The organism is Sphingopyxis sp. GW821-FHT02C12, from assembly GCF_059421785.1.
This window is the reverse complement of record NZ_JBWKVQ010000001.1, coordinates 595603-613305: the sequence shown is the minus strand read 5'-3', so window position 1 is coordinate 613305 and position 17703 is coordinate 595603. Positions and strand designations below refer to the sequence as shown.

At 67.9% G+C, this 17703-nt stretch carries 16 protein-coding genes; 10 read left to right on the top strand and 6 right to left on the bottom strand.

Features of this window, described 5'->3' with window-relative positions; all coding sequences use genetic code 11:
• Nucleotides 1–81: 81 nt before the first annotated feature.
• The 5 genes from hemH to AC07U1_RS02930 form a co-directional block, all read right to left on the bottom strand.
• Nucleotides 82–1077, bottom strand: a complete 996-nt coding sequence (hemH, locus tag AC07U1_RS02950; RefSeq protein WP_495178961.1) for a ferrochelatase — start codon at nt 1075–1077, stop codon at nt 82–84.
• A complete protein-coding gene (locus AC07U1_RS02945; RefSeq protein ID WP_495178962.1) occupies nt 1074–3362 on the bottom strand; it encodes a xanthine dehydrogenase family protein molybdopterin-binding subunit in 2289 nt (762 codons plus the stop codon). Before AC07U1_RS02945 ends, hemH begins: the two co-directional genes overlap by 4 nt.
• A gap of 210 nt (nt 3363–3572) precedes the next feature.
• On the bottom strand, nt 3573–4172 hold the full coding sequence (locus AC07U1_RS02940) for a hypothetical protein (protein WP_495178963.1): 600 nt from the start codon (nt 4170–4172) through the stop codon (nt 3573–3575).
• On the bottom strand, nt 4169–4591 hold the full coding sequence (locus AC07U1_RS02935) for a CoA-binding protein (RefSeq protein WP_492736614.1): 423 nt from the start codon (nt 4589–4591) through the stop codon (nt 4169–4171). Before AC07U1_RS02935 ends, AC07U1_RS02940 begins: the two co-directional genes overlap by 4 nt.
• The gene (locus AC07U1_RS02930) at nt 4591–5568 is read right to left on the bottom strand and encodes an Mrp/NBP35 family ATP-binding protein (protein WP_187142056.1); all 978 of its coding nucleotides are present in this window, start codon (nt 5566–5568) and stop codon (nt 4591–4593) included. The genes AC07U1_RS02935 and AC07U1_RS02930 overlap by 1 nt, the downstream gene beginning before the upstream one ends.
• A 91-nt stretch (nt 5569–5659) precedes the next feature.
• On the opposite strand from AC07U1_RS02930, the gene hflK reads away from it, so the two are divergent.
• The 8 genes from hflK (at nt 5660) to AC07U1_RS02890 (ending at nt 13030) form a co-directional block, all read left to right on the top strand.
• Complete coding sequence (gene hflK, locus AC07U1_RS02925) at nt 5660–6832, top strand: protease modulator HflK (RefSeq protein WP_495178964.1); 1173 nt, start codon at nt 5660–5662, stop codon at nt 6830–6832.
• Entirely contained in the window at nt 6832–7683 is an 852-nt protein-coding gene (gene hflC, locus AC07U1_RS02920; protein WP_056344513.1) for a protease modulator HflC, read from the top strand. The genes hflK and hflC overlap by 1 nt, the downstream gene beginning before the upstream one ends.
• A gap of 128 nt (nt 7684–7811) precedes the next feature.
• Nucleotides 7812–9314, top strand: coding sequence for a trypsin-like peptidase domain-containing protein (locus AC07U1_RS02915; protein ID WP_056344509.1), 1503 nt, complete (start codon nt 7812–7814; stop codon nt 9312–9314).
• A gap of 132 nt (nt 9315–9446) precedes the next feature.
• The gene (locus AC07U1_RS02910) at nt 9447–9815 is read left to right on the top strand and encodes a VOC family protein (protein ID WP_056347050.1); all 369 of its coding nucleotides are present in this window, start codon (nt 9447–9449) and stop codon (nt 9813–9815) included.
• Nucleotides 9816–9871: 56 nt separating this feature from the next.
• Nucleotides 9872–10258: a RidA family protein gene (locus AC07U1_RS02905; protein ID WP_495178965.1), complete on the top strand. Its 387-nt coding sequence runs from the start codon at nt 9872–9874 to the stop codon at nt 10256–10258.
• A gap of 363 nt (nt 10259–10621) precedes the next feature.
• On the top strand, nt 10622–10852 hold the full coding sequence (locus tag AC07U1_RS02900; RefSeq protein ID WP_492735682.1) for a hypothetical protein: 231 nt from the start codon (nt 10622–10624) through the stop codon (nt 10850–10852).
• Nucleotides 10853–10985: 133 nt separating this feature from the next.
• Nucleotides 10986–12581, top strand: coding sequence for a helicase HerA-like domain-containing protein (locus tag AC07U1_RS02895; protein WP_056344502.1), 1596 nt, complete (start codon nt 10986–10988; stop codon nt 12579–12581).
• Nucleotides 12578–13030 (top strand): hypothetical protein, encoded by a 453-nt coding sequence (locus tag AC07U1_RS02890; protein ID WP_495178966.1) that lies wholly within the window; start codon nt 12578–12580, stop codon nt 13028–13030. Before AC07U1_RS02895 ends, AC07U1_RS02890 begins: the two co-directional genes overlap by 4 nt.
• Nucleotides 13031–13077: 47 nt before the next feature.
• Here the strand turns inward: AC07U1_RS02890 and AC07U1_RS02885 are convergent, their stop codons facing one another.
• The gene (locus tag AC07U1_RS02885; RefSeq protein WP_495178967.1) at nt 13078–15789 is read right to left on the bottom strand and encodes a M1 family metallopeptidase; all 2712 of its coding nucleotides are present in this window, start codon (nt 15787–15789) and stop codon (nt 13078–13080) included.
• A 126-nt stretch (nt 15790–15915) separates the two neighbouring features.
• On the opposite strand from AC07U1_RS02885, the gene AC07U1_RS02880 reads away from it, so the two are divergent.
• Nucleotides 15916–17202, top strand: a complete 1287-nt coding sequence (locus tag AC07U1_RS02880) for a cytochrome P450 (protein WP_495178968.1) — start codon at nt 15916–15918, stop codon at nt 17200–17202.
• Nucleotides 17199–17657 carry a lyase gene (locus tag AC07U1_RS02875; RefSeq protein ID WP_187142049.1) on the top strand — a complete coding sequence of 153 codons (459 nt, stop codon included), beginning with the start codon at nt 17199–17201 and terminating at the stop codon, nt 17655–17657. Before AC07U1_RS02880 ends, AC07U1_RS02875 begins: the two co-directional genes overlap by 4 nt.
• The last annotated feature ends 46 nt before the right edge of the window (nt 17658–17703 follow it).

Genomic DNA, 17703 nt, shown 5'->3' with positions numbered 1-17703 from the left:
ACGCGCGCGGCGGCCTCTGACTCTGCCGCGCGGAGTTTCGGTCTAAACGAAGGACCTAAACAGGAGGTAAGCGATAGAAAATCAAAGCCATCCGGCGAGTTCGCGGCGGACGAGGCTTTCGAGCATCGCGAGGCCCGGGGCGCCGTCATTGAGGCACGGGATGTACGCGAAACGGGTGCCGCCTGCGCTTTCGAACTGTTCCTTGCCGCGGATCGCCAGCTCTTCGAGCGTTTCGAGGCAGTCGGCGGCAAAGCCGGGGGCGAAGATCGCGACGCTTTTGCCTTCGCGGCCGAGGCGGGTGAGCACGGTGTCGGTCGCGGGTTCGAGCCATTTGGCGCGGCCGAAGCGCGACTGGAAGGCGGTCTCGACCGGACGGCCGAGCGCTTCGGACAGCAGTCGCGCGGTCTTGCGGCACTGGCAATGATAGGGATCGCCGAGGTGCAGCGTGCGTTCGGGCATGCCGTGGAAGCTCGCGAGCAGGACGTCGGGGGCGAAATCGAGCGCCGCGAGGCCGGCCCCGACCGCTGTTTCGAGGGCGCCGATATAGGCCGGGTCGTCGGGATAGGGCGGCAGGACGCGCAACGCCGGCTGCCAGCGCAGGGTCGCGAGATGCCTGTTCACCGCGTCGGTCACGGTCGCGGTCGTCGCGGCGCAATATTGCGGATAGAGCGGCGCGATCAGGATGCGACGGCACCCCGCGGCGAGCATCGCATCGAGCGTTGCGGCAATCGCGGGGTTGCCGTAGCGCATCGCATGGTCGACCAGCACGTCGGGACCGAGCGCCGTTTGCAGCGCCGCCGCCTGCCGCCGGGTGATCGCGGCGAGCGGCGAACCTTCGTCGGTCCACACCTGACGATAGGCGTGGGCGGATTTTTTGGGCCGCGTGGTCAGGATGAGGCCGCGCAGGATCGGCTGCCAGAGGAGCTGCGGAATCTCGACGACGCGGCGGTCGGAGAGGAATTCGGCGAGATAGCGGCGCACCGACGGCGCGTCGGGGGCGTCGGGGGTGCCGAGGTTGACCAGCAGCACGCCGAGGCGCGGCGGCACGACCGGCGGATGATCGGTCGGCGCGGTCATAGCGGCAGCGCGGACAGCGGCATCCGCCGGACGCGGCGCCCGGTCGCGGCGTAGAGCGCGTTGGCGATCGCGGGGGAGACGACGGGGACGCCGATCTCGCCGAGCCCGCCGGGGTCGCGGTCGCTTTCGACGAATTCGACGATGATCTCGGGCGATTGCGACAGGCGCGGCAGGCCGAGCTGGCCGAGCTTGCGCGCGGTCGCGACCCCGCCTTCATAATCGGTGGTCGCGCCGACAGCGGCGGCGAGGCCGAAGATCAGCCCGCCCTCGATCTGTTGCCGCGCGATCGCCGGATTGACGAGCCGCCCGGCGTCGACGACCGCCACCAGTTGTTCGACCTGCAGCCCTTTGTCGCTCGGCCGTGCGGTCGCCATCAGCGCGATATGGCTGCCGCGCATCGAATGGCAGGCGAGCCCCTGCGCGGTGCCCGAAAGCATGCCCTCCCAGCCGCCGATGCTCGTCGCGGTGAGCAGGCAGCGCGCGAGCAGCGGCTGCTCGCCGAGCATCGCCATCCGGTACGACAGCGCGTCGAGTTCGGCCTTTGCCGCCATTTCGTCGATGAAACATTCGGTGAAGAAGGCGGTGTAGCTGTCGGCATTGCCGCGCCAGCGCCCGGTCGGCAGGCCGATGTCGGCGGGGCAATGGTCGACCGCGACATGCGGGATGGCATAGCCGCTGATCGCACCCTCGACCGCGACGGCATCCGAGGCGCCGGCGGCGGCACGCTGCGCGACGTCGGGCGAAGTGTTCGAAAACAGCCGGTCGCGAAACTCGTGGGTGGTCGCGGGGACGGCGATGCGCGCGACGAGCGCGTCGATCCCGCCCGCGGCGTTCAGCGTCGCGACCATGCGCGCGCGCGCCGGGGGGCGGGGAATGTCGCGCATGATCTCTTCGGCGCGCGACCAGGCGAGCTGGACCGGGCGCTTGACCTGCCGCGCGATGATCGCCGCCTGTACCGCGACGCTGTGATCGAGGCAGGCGTCGAACGAGCCGCCCGCCATCATCGGGAACAGGGTGACGTCGCTTTCGGCGAGGCCGGTGGCGGCGGCGATCGCGGCGCGGCACTGGGCGGGGGCCTGGGTCGCGACCCAGACGCGCAGCCGGTCCCGGTCGGGCGCCGCGGTCGCGGTGCGCGTCTCGATCGGGGCGTGGAGCGCCGGGGCGACCATATAGGTCGCGCCGATGCTGGTGCGGCCCTCCATCGCGCCCGACACGTCGCCCTTGTCGACGATGCGGTGGCCGTCGGCCTTGATCGCGGCGGCGAGCGCCTTGTCGATGCGTGTCGACGAGATCGGGGCGCCGGCGGTTTCGAAGACCGGGGCGAATCTGTCGAGCGCGCGGTTCGCCGCCCACCAGTTGCGCGCGACGGCGGCGAGCCAGCGTTCATGCTCGACGACATACAGCATGCCGGGCGAGGCGAGCCCCGCCTTGCGGTCGATGCTCTTGAGCCGCGTCGCGCCGAGCGGCCCTTGGCGGATCGACGCGAAGACCATGTCGGGCAGGCGGATGTCGCCGGCATAATTGGCCGAGCCGTCGACCTTGGCGGGCAGGTCGAGGCGGATGACCTCCTTGCCATAGAGCGGATCGGCGCTCGCCGAGCGATAGACGGGTTCGGCGGGCGGTTCGAGCAGCGCGGCGGCGGCGGCGACCTCGGCGAACCGCAATTTCTTCGCGCCCAGCGTGACGAAGCCGTTCGCGGTGTCGCATTCCTCCCAATTCGCATCCCAGCGCCGCGCCGCCGCCATCATCAGCAGCGCGCGCGCCTGCGCTGCGGCGTCGCGGCACGGCCCTTCGAACATTCGTACCGACGAGCTGTTGGCGGTGAGCATCACCGCGTGGCGCACCGCCCATTCGCGCCGCGCCCAGCTGCGCACGTCGGCGACCATGTCGGGTACGAGCGCGCGCGGGGTGAAGGTCGCGCTGTCCTCGTCGACCAGCAGCGTGTTGGTGTAAAGCGGGCTGATCGGCGCGGTTTCGACCGCGATCGTGCGCCAGTCGGCGCCGAGTTCGTCGGCGATGATCTGGGGCAGCAGGGTGGTGACGCCCTGTCCCATCTCGCATTGCGGGACGATGACGCTGACATGCCCGTCGTCGCCGATCTTGAGAAAGGCGTTGAAGATATGCTCGCCCTTGGCGGCGGTCAGGTTCGGGGCGTAATCGCGCGGCCAGACGCTCCATGCGAGGGCGAGGCCTCCGGCTGCGGTCGCGCCGACGAGCAGCGACCGGCGGCTGACATGCGGCAGGCGCCGTTTCTTTGTGTCGATACTGTCGCGAATGCCCGCCATCGGGGATGCTGATAAGCGGCGGGAGTCGGCGAGGCAAAGGCTTTTGGTTTCCGTCGATCCTCCCTGTGCCCGGAGGGCATGGGGAGGTGGCAGCGCGGCGCGCTGACGGAGGGGCCGACGCCGTCAGGCGGCGGTGCGGCGCCGCGGCCCCTCCACCACCTTCGGTGGTCCCCCTCCCCATCGCTTCGCGACAGGGAGGAATGCTTCAGCTCACCAGCCCCACGGCGCCGGCGGCGGCGGACTCACCGGGCGGTCCCATGAAAAGCCGACGCGGAAGTGGCGGTTCGCGCGCTTCAGTTCATAGGCGAAGCCGAGCGGGGTGGTCTCCATCGCCCAGACGTTCGTGGTCGATACCGCGCGGCCCGTCGCTTCGAACATCGCGATCGATTCGGCATCGACCGGAAACTCCTGCCGGCTCGCGGTGCCGGGGGTGGCGGTGTCGCCGCCGTATAGCGTGACTTCGTCCTTCGATCCGTCGGCGTGGCGATGGTCGTGTTTCAGGCGCAGGCCGTTTCCGGTGCGGCTGACGATCCAGGTGCGCGAGCGGTCCCAGCCGCCGTCGGGGCCGAGGCCGGCGATATGGAAGGGGATTTCGATGCGGTCGGGGGTGCAGCGGCGGATGTGCATGACCATCGCCTTGCCCTGCATATCGGCGTCGGCGGCCTCGTTCGTCTCGATCTTGCCGGCATAGGCCTGGCCGCAGCGCGCGGTGAGCGCGGCGAAAAACTGGTCCTGTGGATCGGTCGAAGCGGGGGTGGCGGCGCAGCCGGCGAGGGCGGATGCGGCGAGCAACAGCGCGGCGACCCTCATTTCAGCAGCCCGAGGCGCGGGATCTCGATCTTGGGGCAGCGGTCCATCACGACCATCAGCCCGGCGGTGTCGGCGCGCCGCGCCGCGGCTTCGTCGATCACGCCGAGCTGCATCCACACCGCTTTCGCGCCATGGACGATCGCCTCGTCGACCGCGGCGCCAGCGTCGGCGCTGTTGCGGAAGATGTCGACCAGTTCGGCCGGGGGTTCGACGTCGGCGAGGGTGGCGACGACGGGGGCGCCGTGGATCGTCTTGCCCGCATGGCCGGGATTCACCGCGATCACGTCATGGCCCTGCGCGACGAGGAAGGCGAGGACATGGTTCGAATCGCGTGCCGGGTTGGGCGAGGCGCCGACGACCGCGATGCGGCGCGGCTGGCCCAGAAGTTCGCGGATTTCGCCTTCGTCGTTGATCGCCATCATTTGCCCTTTCGCTGGTCGAGCCATTCGGCGACCTTCGCCGCTATCGCGTGGAACGGCTCGCCGAGCTTGTCGGTTCCGGCCGCCGGCGGCACCCCGCCGTCGCTGGCGAGGCGGATGCCCATCGACAGCGGTACGCGGCCGAGGAAGTCGAGCCCCATCGTCTTGGCCGCCGCCTCGGCGCCGCCGCTGCCGAACGGGTCGCTGACTTCGCCGCAATGCGGGCAGGCGTAACCCGCCATATTCTCGACCAGCCCGATCAGCGGCACGTCGGCCTGTTCGAAGAAGGCGATCGCGCGCGTCGCGTCCATCAGCGCGAGGTCCTGCGGGGTCGAGATGATCACCGCGCCCGCGGGCTTGTGTTTCTGGATCATCGTCAGCTGGACGTCGCCGGTGCCCGGCGGCAGGTCGACGATCAGCGTGTCGATGTCGCCCCAGCTCGCGTCGACGAGCTGTTCGAGCGCCTTGCCCGCCATCGGGCCGCGCCAGGCGATCGCCTGACCCGGCGCGGCGATCTGTCCGGTCGACAGCATCGGCACGCCATAGGCGTTGGGGACGGGGATCAGCTTGGGGCCGCGCGCTTCGGGCTTGACGCCCTCGCTGTCCATCAGCCGCGGCTGCGACGGGCCATAGATGTCGGCATCGACGAGGCCGACCTTGACGCCCAATCGGCGGAGCGCGACCGCGAGATTGGCGGCGAGGGTCGATTTGCCGACCCCGCCCTTGCCGCTGCCGACCGCGATGATGGTCAGTCCCTTGCGCTCGGCGGTCATCGCGACGCGGACGCTGGTGACGCCGGGTCGCGCGAGCAGGCCGGCGCGCAGCTTGTCCTCGAGCGGTTTGCGTTCGTCCACGTCGAGGCCGGTGACGTCGAGGACGATCGCGAGCGTGCCCTCCTCGTCGAGGAATTTGAGTCCCGAGGTGCGCCCCCCGGTCAGGTCGGTGGCGATGCTGGCGAGCGGAGCGGTGTCGGTCATGTCGGTGGCAGATAGGCATGGCGGACATGATTGCCAGCCATTTTCGCGCGGACCCCCTGTTAATCGCGCCCGCGCCCCCTATAAAAGCCCCATGAGCAACGACAATAGTGACGGTATGGGACGCCGCGCCCCCGGGGGTCTGCGGCAATTTTTCCACCAGATCGCCGCGATGGCGAACAGCCCGTGGGGGCCCAAGGGCGGCGACGACGGCAAGGGAGGCGGCGGTGGCGGCGACAAGAAGCCGGGGCCGCGCAACCCGTGGGTCAGCCCCGACCCGGTCGATATCAACCGCGCGCGCAAGCCGCGCGGCCCCTCGGCGCTCGACGAGCTGCTGCGCAAGGGGCGCGGCAGCTTTGGCGGCGGCGGTGACGGCAATGGCGGCGGCGGCAACATCAACTTCGGCGATTCGGCGAAGCTGTGGAAATGGGGCGTGCTTGGCGTCGTCGCGATCTGGGCGATCTTTTCGTCGTTCCACATCGTGCCGCCCGAAAAAGAGGGCGTCGTCACCCGGCTCGGCAGCTATTCGCGGACCGTCGGTCCGGGCGTCAAACTCACCTGGCCGGCGCCGATCGAACGCATCAAGCTGGAGGACGTGCGCGCCATTCGCACCATGGCGATCGGTTCGCCCAACGCGACCGACGAGAATTTCGTGCTGACCCGCGACCAGAGCATCGTCGACCTCGCCTATGAGGTCCGCTGGTCGGTGCGCGACCCCGAACTGTATTTTTTCCAGCTCGCCGATCCCGACGGCACGATCCGCGAAGTTGCCGAAAGCGCGATGCGCGCGACGGTCGCCAATTTCGACCTCGTCCAGGCGATCGGCCCGGGGCGCGTCGAGATCGAGTCGCAGGTGCAGCAGCGGATGCAGGATTTGCTCAACCAGTATCGGTCGGGCGTGCTGATCCAGGGCATCGCGATCCGCCAGGTCGACCCGCCGAGCCAGGTCGACGAGGCGTTCAAGGAGGTCACCGCAGCGCGGCAGGAACGCGAATCGGCGATCAACCTTGCGCGCGCCTATCAGCAGCAGGTGCTCGAACGCGCCCGCGGCGACACCTCGGCTTTCGACAAGATCTATGAACAGTACAAGCTGTCGCCGCAGGTCACGCGCCAGCGCCTCTATTATGAAACGATGGAGGCTGTTCTGTCGAACGTCGACAAGACGATCGTCGAGCCGCGCGGGGTGACCCCCTATCTGCCGCTCAACGAGGTACAGAAACGGACGGCCCCTGCCGCGCCCACGCCCGCGACGAAGGGAGCCCAGTGATGTTCGACAGCCTGTTCCAACGCCCGATGCGGCCGCTGATCGCCATCATCGTCCTGCTCCTCATCCTGTCGCAGTCGCTGGCGATCGTGCCCGAAGACAAGCAGGCGCTGATCCTGCGCTTCGGCGAGATCGAGCGGACGGTGAACCGGTACAAGCCGAACGAGGATTTCGGACGCTCGGGCGCCGGTCTCGTCCTGCGCGTGCCGTTCACCGACGGCATCCAGTATATCGACAAGCGCATCCTCGGCGTGAACATGGAGCGCCAGCAAGTGCTCTCGACCGACCAGCAAAGGTTGCAGGTCGACGCTTTCGCGCGCTTCCGCATCACCAACCCGGTGCGCATGTACACCGCGATCCGCACCGAGGACAAATTGCAGGCGCAGCTTGCGACGATTCTCGGCTCGTCGCTGCGCAACGAACTCGGCAAGCGCACCTTTGCGACCTTGCTGTCGCCCGAACGCGGCGCGGTGATGGACAATATCCAGGTCGCGCTGAACCGCGAGGCGCAGAAATATGGCGCCGAGATCATCGACGTGCGGATCAAGCGCGCCGACCTGCCCGAGGGCGCGACGCTCGAGGCGGCGTACAACCGCATGCGCACCGCGCGCCAGCAGGAGGCGATCTCGATCCGCGCCGAAGGGCAGAAGGAAGCGCAGATCATCCGCGGCAGCGCCGATGGCGAAGCGGCGCGCATCTATGCCGAAAGCTTTGGCAAGGATCCCGAATTCTATGATTTCTACCGCGCGATGCAGAGCTATCGTTCGACCTTCCTGGGCGAAAACAACCAGGGCGGGACGTCGATCATCCTGTCGCCCGACAATGAATATCTGCGCCGGTTTCGGGGTAACTGAACCCTGAGCCGGACGGCGGATGAACGGGACGGTAAAGCGCCGTTCATGTTCAATCACCGTTCAGCCAAGGGGCAGCAGACCACCGTCGCCGGGGTAAGAGAGTTTTCGTAAGAGAAGGAATTTCGATCGTGCGTTATGTTTACGGCATCACTTCGGCTTTGCTGGCGGGTGGCACGGCGCTGGCGCTGGTCACCCAGTCCCCCGTCGGCGCGCAGGTCGCGCAGAATGAATCGAGCGAAATCGCCAAGGTCGTGCCGCGGTCGGGCGCCCCCGAAAGCTTCGCCGACCTGGTCGAGCAATTGCAGCCTGCGGTGGTCAATATCGCGACCAAGCAGGAGGTCACCCTCGGCGTCCGGCTCAATCCGTTCGCGGGCACCCGCGAGCCGATCACCCAGGAACAGCAGGGCGGCGGATCGGGCTTCCTGATCTCGACCGACGGCTATATCGTCACCAACAACCACGTCATCTCGGGCGGTCCGCGCGGCGAGGCGGTGAACGAGGTTACGGTCACGCTGACCAACAGCAAGGAATATAAGGCGAAGATCGTCGGCCGCGACGTCGCGTCCGACCTCGCCTTGCTCAAGATCGACGCGACGGGCCTGCCCTTCGTCAAATTCGCCACCGGCAGCGACGCGCGCGTCGGCGACTGGGTGGTCGCCATCGGCAACCCGCTCGGGCTCGGCTCGACGGTGACCGCGGGCATCATCTCGGCGGTGCAGCGCAACCTGGGGCAGGGCGGCGCCTATGACCGCTATATCCAGACCGATACCGCGATCAACCGCGGCAATTCGGGCGGGCCCCTGTTCGATCTGCAGGGCAATGTCGTCGGCATCAACAACATGCTGATCTCGCCGGTCGGCGCCAATATCGGCGTCAATTTCGCGATCCCCGCCGACGCCGCGATTCCGGTGATCGACGCGCTGAAGGCCGGCCAGGCGGTCGAACGCGGCTACCTCGGCATCGGGATCACCCCGGTCGACGAGGATATGGCGGCGGCGCTGGGCCTGCCCAAGGACCGCGGCGAGCGCATCGGGCGCATCGAACCGGGCGAGGCGGGCGAAAAGGCCGGGCTGAAGCGCGGCGACGTGGTGACCAAGGTCAATGGCAAAGAGGTCTCGCCGCAGCAGACGCTGTCGTACATCGTCGCGCGGGTCAAACCCGGCACGCGCATCCCGCTCGAGGTGATCCGCGACGGCAAGACGATGACGCTGAACGCGGTGGTCGGCACGCGGCCGGCCGCGGCGGATCAGGCCCCGAGCACCTTCGATCCCGAGGACGAACAGGCGACGCCGGACGATCCGACGGGTGCCGCCGACACCGCGCTCCAGACCGAACTGGGCCTTGCGGTGCTGCCGCTGACCGCCGACATCGCGCGCGCGGTGGGCGTCGACGCCGGCACCAAGGGGCTGGTGATCGGGTCGGTCTCGGCGAACAGCGATGCCGGGCGCAAGGGGCTTCGCCGCGGCGACGTGATCCTGAGCGCGGGCACCGCGCGCACCGCGGTGCTGACCAGCGATGCGCTGGCCAAGGTCGTAGCCGACACCAAGGCGGCGGGCCGCGATGCGGTGCTGGTGGAAATCCTCCGCCGCGGCGGTCCTTCGGGGGATGTCGCGCTGCGGCTGAAAAAATAATCTTCTCCCCTTCGCCGAAGGGGGAGAGGCTTGAAAGCGGGCGCTGGACCTCATCGGTCCGGGGCCCGTTTTTCTTTGCGCGCGCCGGATAATGTTCCTATTATGTTCCTTCAACGAGTCGGGAGAAGAATGATGATCGGATATGTGACGCTCGGCACCCACGACCTTGCGAAGGCGGCGGTGTTTTACGACGCGATCGCGGCGGAACTGGAAACGCCGCGGATGATGGAGTTCGAGACCTTCATCGCGTGGGGCAAACCCGGCGGCGGCGCGGGGATCGGGCTGACCAAGCCGTTCGACGGCAACGCCGCGAGCGTCGGCAACGGCGTGATGGTCGCGCTCGAGGCGAAAGACCAGGAGCAGGTGCATCGGCTCTATGACATCGCGATCGCCAACGGCGGCACCTGCGAAGGCCCCCCGGGACCGCGCGGCGAGGGTTTTTACGCGGGCTATTTTCGCGATCTCGACGGCAACAAGCTCAACGCCTTTGTGATGGGGTGATGGGCCGCCGCCGCCGGACGTGATAGTCCTCTCCCACCAGCGTGGGAGAGGATCGAATGACGGCAAGCAAGGCGGATCGGGATGCGGGGCGAACGGCGGGCGGACCGCATTATTCGCCCTTCGTCATCGCGGGTGGTTTCATCTTCGTGTCGGGGCAGCTGCCGCTGTTGCCCGGACGCGATACCGCGCTGGCGTCCGCGCCGTTCGCGGCGCAGGTCGAGCAGGCCTTGCACAACCTGGAAACCGTGCTCGCGGATGCGGGCGCCGGGCTGGCGCAGGTGGTCAAGACCACCGTCTATCTCAGCGATATCGACGACTGGGGCGAGGTCGATGCAATTTACGCGCGCTTCTTCGGCACGAACCGGCCGGCGCGCAGCGTGGTACCGACCGGGCCGCTGCACTTCGGCTTTCGCATCGAGATCGAGGCGATCGCGGTGGCGTGACGCAGGCTGGACGGGCGATGGCGGGCGTGATGGCGGTTCCGGGGTGGGAAGCGGGTGACAGCTTTCCACGCGAAAGGGATGCTTCGGGCCGCTTCCCCGATTTCCGGCCATCGAAGCACGCGTGCGCCACCAGATATTCCGGTCCGCATGGGCGCTGCGAGATGGTCGGTGTGACACCGTTCCCGTGCGCCGCCCGCTCATCTGACGAATAATATCGTAAAAACAAGGAGGTGGCTTGTTGTCTCCGGTCATGGTAGCTTGACGGCAGGCGCAAACAAACCGCCCGTCGGACATATGTCCGGCGGCGAACGGGCCGATCTCTTCCCAAACCGTCGACCCGCTCGCTTCGCCAGCACGAGGCCCATGACCATGATAAACGCCCAAGAGGTTGCCGCGTCCCTGACGGACGGACAACGACGTCGTCTGTTGGCGCTCTTCGCCGAAAGGAAGGCGCAGCCGTGGGAGGAGGGCGATGACGAACTCAAGGGACGACGGCTCGTCCATTGTTTCCGGCAGGACCGTGGCGGCGAACGGACCGAGCTGAACAATTCGGGCTGGTCGGTCGCCATGCTGCTCGACCGCCCCGCCGCCTGAAACGTCGCGAGACGGGCAGGGCCACAGCTGCCGATCGTCCTCTCCGGCCGATGACAGCAGCGCGGTTGCCGATTGCCTGTCCACGCCCCGCGTTCTAGACCGGCAGGCAGGTTTGGATAGCGGAGGACAGCGAGTGAGCGACGGCAGCACGGCGAGCGAAATCTATATCGGCCTCGGCGGCGGCGGCGCCCCCGACGGGCCGCGCCAGTCGCTGGTGCTCAAGCGCGCCAACCGGCACGGGCTGATCGCCGGGGCGACCGGCACCGGCAAGACGGTGACCCTGCAGGGGCTGGCCGAGGGTTTCTCGGCGGTCGGCGTGCCGGTCTTCGTCGCCGATGTGAAGGGCGACCTCGCCGGCCTGGCGATGGCGGGCAGCCCGACGTCGAAGATGCACGAGATTTTCGCCGCGCGCGCCGCCGAGATCGGCGACAGTGAATGGGCGTATCGCGACAATCCGGTGATCTTCTGGGACCTGTTCGGCGAGCAGGGGCACCCGGTGCGCACGACGATTTCTGAAATGGGACCGCTGTTGCTCGCGCGGTTGATGGGGCTGAACGAGGTGCAGGAGGGGGTACTCGCGATCGCCTTCCGGGTCGCCGACGAACAGAATCTGCTGCTGCTCGATTTGGGCGACCTGCAGGCGATGCTGGCCTGGTGCGCGCAGAATGCCGACGAGCTGACCGTCAAATATGGCAATGTGTCGAAGGCCACGGTGGGGACGATCCAGCGGCAATTGCTGACGCTCGAAAGCCAGGGCGGCGCGAACTTCTTCGGCGAGCCCGCGCTCGACATCCAGGACATGATCCGCACCGATGAAAACGGCCGCGGCTATGTCAACATCCTCGCCGCCGACAAGTTGATGGCGAGCCCCAAGCTCTATGCGACCTTCCTGCTCTGGCTGCTCAGCGAGATGTTCGAGACGCTTCCCGAGATCGGCGACCCCGACAAGCCGAAGCTCGTCTTCTTCTTCGACGAGGCGCATCTGCTGTTCGACGATGCGCCGCCGGCGCTCGCCGAAAAGATCGAACAGGTGGTCCGGCTGATCCGATCCAAGGGCGTCGGCGTCTATTTCGTCACCCAGAACCCGATCGACGTTCCCGAGGATGTCGCGGGCCAGCTCGGCAATCGCGTCCAGCACGCGCTGCGCGCCTTCACCCCGCGCGACCAGAAGGCGGTGAAGGCCGCCGCCGACACCTTCCGCCCCAATCCCAAGGTCGACGTCGCGCGCGAGATCACCGAATTGAAGGTCGGCGAGGCGCTCGTCTCGCTGTTGATGGCCGACGGCGCGCCGTCGCCGGTCGAGCGCACGCTGATCAAGCCGCCCTGTTCGCGTGCCGGCCCGCTCGACGCCAAGGAGCGCGCGATCATCAAATCGATCTCGCCGGTCGAGGGCAAATACGACACGGCGGTCAACCGCGAGAGCGCCGAGGAACTGCTCGCCGCCAAGGCCGACCAGGCGCAGGCCGCCGCGATCGAAGCCAAGGCGCAGGACGAGGCCGACAAACAGGCCGCGATCGCCGCCAAGGAAGAGGCGAAGCGCAAGGTCGCCGAGGAGAAGGTGCGGCTGCAGCAGGAGAAGGTCGCGGCGCGCGAGGCCGCGAAGCCAAGCTTCGCCGAGAAGATGGTCGAATCGGCGGCGCGGTCGGCGGCGACCAATATCGGCCGGCAGGTCGCGGGCAAGTTCGGCGGTCAGTTGATGCGCGGCATTTTGGGCAGCCTGTTCAAATGAGCCGGACCGATGCCGCGGCGATGGAGGCGAGCCTGATCGCCGTCGCCGACGCCGGCATCGATATCCGTATCGCGCTGTTCGACCGCTTCTTTGCCGCTTTTCCCGAGCGGCGTGCCGATTTCATCTCGGTCGACGCGGCGTCGCGGCGGATGACCGACGAGACGCTGCAGATGATGTTCGGGCTCGCGTCGGGCGAAGCGTGGGTGTGGCCGCTCGTCGCTGAGCTGGTGTTCACCCACCGCAGCTATGGCGCCTTGCCGATCGCCGAATATGACGCGTTCATCGACATGACGGTGACCGAGCTGGGGGCCGCGGCGGGCGGTGCATGGAGCGCCGATTGTGCCGCGGCATGGACGCGGAGCGCCGACGCGCTCAAAGCGATGATCCGCAAGGCGCGCGCCGAGTGGAAGAGCGCGATGCCCGCGGGCGCGCCGCAGCTCGCCGAATAAGCACCCGTCGCTCCCGCAAAGGCGGGAATGACGGGTGGAACTTATCCCTATTTGCCCTTGAGCCAGCTGGCGATTTCGCCCTTGATGCGCGGGCGGCTGACGCTGCGTTCGGTCAGCGTCGCGATCACCTTGTCATAGGGTTTGCGGACGTCGGCGGGCAGGTCCGCCGCGATGCCCCGAAGCCTGGCGATCATCGCGGGGTCGTGCGACGCCGCGGCGAGTCCGGCGAGGAAACGCGCGCGCGCCGACGCGTCGATCAGCCGGTCGACCGCCGCCTGATTCGCCTGGACGAAATCGACCGCCGATTCGGGATGGTTGGCGGCGACCGCGCCGATGATCGACGCGCTGACGGTCTCGCCGGGTTCGGCGGTCAGCGCGAGATCGAGCGCGCGGCGGGCGAGCGCCGCGTCCTTGGCCGAGCCGAGCAAGGTGTAGAAGGTGCTGCGTTCGACCGCCGATTTAGATGCCTTGGCGAGCGCGCGCAGCCGGGTCCAGTCGGCGTCGGTCGCGTTGGTCGCGACGATGCCGAGCCAGCGTGCCTTGAGCGGGCCGTCGAGCGCGGCGGGGTTGCCGTCGAGCAGCGCGAAGCGGCGCCGCGCCTCGGCGAGCACCTTCGCATCGCCCATCGCGCCGAGCGCGGCGAGCAGGTCCGAGCGCAGCACGCTGTCGAGCGCGGGTTCGCCGGCGCGCGGTTCGAAGCCGAGCCGCCGCATCGACGGGTCGAGCACCGCGCCGGCCAGGACGGCGATGCGTTTCTGGACCGCGGGCTGATCGTCGAACATCGTATAGAGCGTCTGGTAGCGGCCGGCGACGTCGCCGATCACCTTCTGGCTCGCGCCCTGCGGGGTGGCGGCGAGCAGGTCGAGCGCGGCGCCCATCGGCTGATAGCCCGCGTTCGCGAGCGCGAAATTGTCGCCGAGCAGCCCAAGCTGGTCGATCGGTGCGAGCGACGCAAAGCGGCCGCGCAGCGCGGCGAGCGCGGCGGGCGAATAGAGGGTGCGGTAATAGCCCGCCTGTCCGGCGTTGATCAGCACCGCGCCGCAGCCGGGCAGCGTCAGCGTCCCCGCGCCGCCCGCGATCACCTGCCGCGCGACCGCGCCTTCCCCCGCGCGGGCGAGCACCGGCACCTGCCAGCGGCGGCCCTCGGCCTCGATACCGTCCTTGCGGTCGCGCGAAAATTCGCCCTGGGTCAGCTGGACCGTCGTCCGGTCGCCGGCGCAGGTCATACCGCCGACGCGCAGCAGCGGGATTCCCGGCTGGTTGGTGAAATCATGCGCGATCGCGGTGAGGCCCTTGGCGCCCGCGACCTCGACCGCGTTCCACAAATCGTCGGTGCGCGTGTTCGCATATTTGTGCTGCGCCATATAGGTGCGCAGCCCGTCGCGCCACACATCCTCGCCGGCATAGGATTCGAGCATGGTGATGACGGCTTCGCCCTTTTGGTAGGCGATCGCATCGAACGCCTGGTTGGTGTCCTCGACGGTGCGGATTTTCTGGACCACCGGGTGCGTCGTCGCGAAGGCGTCGAGCCCCATCGCGCGCTCGCGGCCGTCGACGCGGTCGAGCAACGGCTGCCAGTCGGGGTGGAAATGGTCGCTCGCCTTGGTCTCCATCCAGCTCGCGAAGCCTTCGTTGAGCCACAAATCGTCCCACCAGGCCATGGTGACGAGGTCGCCGAACCATTGGTGCGCGACCTCATGCGCCTGCGTCGAATAGATTTGCTGCCGCGTCGCTTCGCTGGTGATCGTCGGATCGTCGAGCAGGATGCGTTCGAAGGTGAAGATCGCGCCCCAATTTTCCATCGCGCCGAAAAACTGCGACTGGCCGGGGCCGGCGACATTGTCGAGCTTGGGGAGCGGATAGGGCTGGCCGAAATAGTCGCTGTAGTAAGTGAGCAGCGGACCGAGGCTGTCGAGCGCGAAGCGCGCCTGTTCGCCCGATCCCTTGGGCGAGACGATGCCGACTTCGGCGCCGCTTTCGCTCTTTGCCGCCAGGCGCTCGAAATCGCCGGTCGCGAAGAACAGCAGATAGGAGGACATTTTGGGCGAGGTGGCGAAGGTCACCTTCTTGAGCCCGCCCGCCAGCGGGGTCTCGCTCGCCGCGGGCATGTTGCTGACCGCGAGGTCGGCCTGCGGGACGATCGCCGACAGGGTGAAGGTCGCCTTATAGCTCGGTTCGTCGAAGCTGGGGACGAAGCGCCGCGCGTCGGGCGCCTCGAACTGGGTGAACAGCCCGCGCACCTCGGCGCCGCTCGCCTTGTCGGGATAGTCGAGCGCGAAAAGCCCGTTCGCCTGGGTGCCGATGATGCCCTTGTAATGCGTGATGAGGCGATAGGTGCCGGCGTCGAGCGGGACGGGCGCGATGAAGGTTACCGTCTGCGCCTCGGCATCGGTCGACGCGATCAGCGGGATCGGCTCGCCGGTCCCGTCGGCGCGGGTCAGGCTGGCATCGACGACATCGAGGTCGAGCGCGTTCATCACGATGCCGCCCGCGCTTTCGTACAGCTCGAGGTCGATCGCCGCCTCGCCGGTGAAGGTGAGCGCTTTGGCGTCGGGGGTGACGCTGATGTCGTAGTGCAGCGGCCGGGCGCTGCGCGGCAGCTGGCTCGGGATGTCGGCGGCGAGCGGCGCGCCGGTGAAGGCGGGCGGTGTCGCGGCGGGCGCGGCGGCGACCGGCGCGATTCCCGGCTGCGCGGCGCAGGCGGCGAGACCGAGCGACGAGACGGCGGCGACAAGCAGATGACGGTGCGATGTTTTCATGATGGCGATCCCCGGTCTTGATTTTGCCGCACCGGCTACGCCGATGCCACGCGGACTCCCGCGTCGCTTTCGGCGGGCGTAGCATGGCTCTCGACAGATGACACGAGATGGGGCAGCTTTGGTTGCATGACAAAACCTATATTGCCTGGAGAGGTAGCCGCCGCCGTCGTCGACCCCGTCGCTTATGGAGAATGGGACGGGCTTCATGACAAGCTCGGCTGGGCGCGCGCCCATGCGCCGCTCGCGGTCGCCGAGACCGCGGAGGTAGACCCCTTCTGGCTCGTCACCCGCCACGCCGACATCATGGCGATCAGCAAGGACCCGCAGCGTTTTGCGAACGGCATCCGCCCGACGGTGCTGACCAACCGCGACGGCGAGGCAATCGCGCGCGCCGCGACCCCGGGGGGCGACGGGCACCTGATCCGCTCGCTGGTCCAGATGGACGCCCCCGACCATATGAAATACCGCCTGCTCACCCAGAGCTGGTTCATGCCCAAGAATCTGAAGATCGTCGAAGAGCGTATCCGCGGTCTGGCCCGCGAGACGGTCGATGCGATGCTCGCCGCCGGGCCCGAATGCGATTTCGCGCGCGACGTCGCGGCGCATTATCCGCTGCGCGTCGTCATGGACATATTGGGGGTGCCGCCCGAGGACGAGCCGCGCATGCTGATGCTGACCCAGCAATTGTTCGGCTCGACCGACCCCGAGCTCAACCGCAGCCGCGAGGCGATCACCAGCGCCGAACAGGCGATCGCGATGCTCCATTATGTGATCGCCGATTTCGAGCAATATTTCGGCGCGCTGACCGCCGACCGCCGCGCCAATCCGCGCGAGGACATCGCGACGGTCATCGCCAATGCGACGATCGACGGCGGCCAGATCCCCGATCGCGAGCTGGCGGGCTATTATATGATCATCGCGACCGCGGGCCATGATACGACGAGCGCCTCGACCGCCGGCGCGATCATGGAACTGGCGAAGAACCCGGCGCTGTTCGAACGCTTCCGCGCCGCTGACAGCGACAAGGCGGGGTTGATCGAGGAGGCGATCCGCTGGTCGACCCCGGTGCAGCATTTCATGCGCAGCGCCAAGGAAGATGTCGAGATCGGCGGGCAGCAGGTGCGCGCGGGCGACTGGCTGATGCTCAACTATGTCTCGGCCAACCGCGACGAGGCGGTGTTCGGCGACCCCTTCGCCTTCGACCCCGACCGGCCGAAGAACCAGCAGCTTGCCTTCGGCTTCGGCGCGCATGTCTGCCTCGGCCAGCATCTCGCCCGCATGGAGATGCGGATCATGATGGAGGAACTGCTGCCGCGGATCAAAAAGCTCGAACTCGCAGGCGATCCGGCGCGGGTGGAGTCGGTGTTCGTCGGCGGGCTGAAGCGGCTGCCGATCCGGTTCGAGGCGGCGTGAGCGACTATTTGCCGAAATCGCCGTTCCTGGCGTCATTCGTCGATGCGGATGTTCCGCTCGACGGCCCCGAGGGCGAGGCCAATCTTGACCGATTGATCGCCTTGATGGGCGACGCTGACGTATCGAACAGGGACTGGGCGGCCATGCTGTTAGCGCTCAGCGACCGCGATGATGCGAGGATTCGGGCGGCTTTGCGGATGGGTGCAGAGGATGTGGACCCGGTCGTGCGCGGCGAAGCGCTTTGCGGATTGGCGAGGCGCGATCCGGCTGTTGCCCTGCCCCTCGTTCGCCGCGAACTCGATCGTGACGAGAGCAATATAGCGGTGATGAATGCCGCCGAAGAACTCGCCGACCCGACGCTGGCTGCGAGCCTACTTGCTTGGGCCGAAGGCCATGATCCGGTCGCCGAGGCCGCTCGCGATGCGATCAGGGCCTGCGGGGTGGCCGCCACTTAAAGCTTTGCGAAGCCGCGCCGCCATGCCAAGGCGGTTCCGGGTCGAT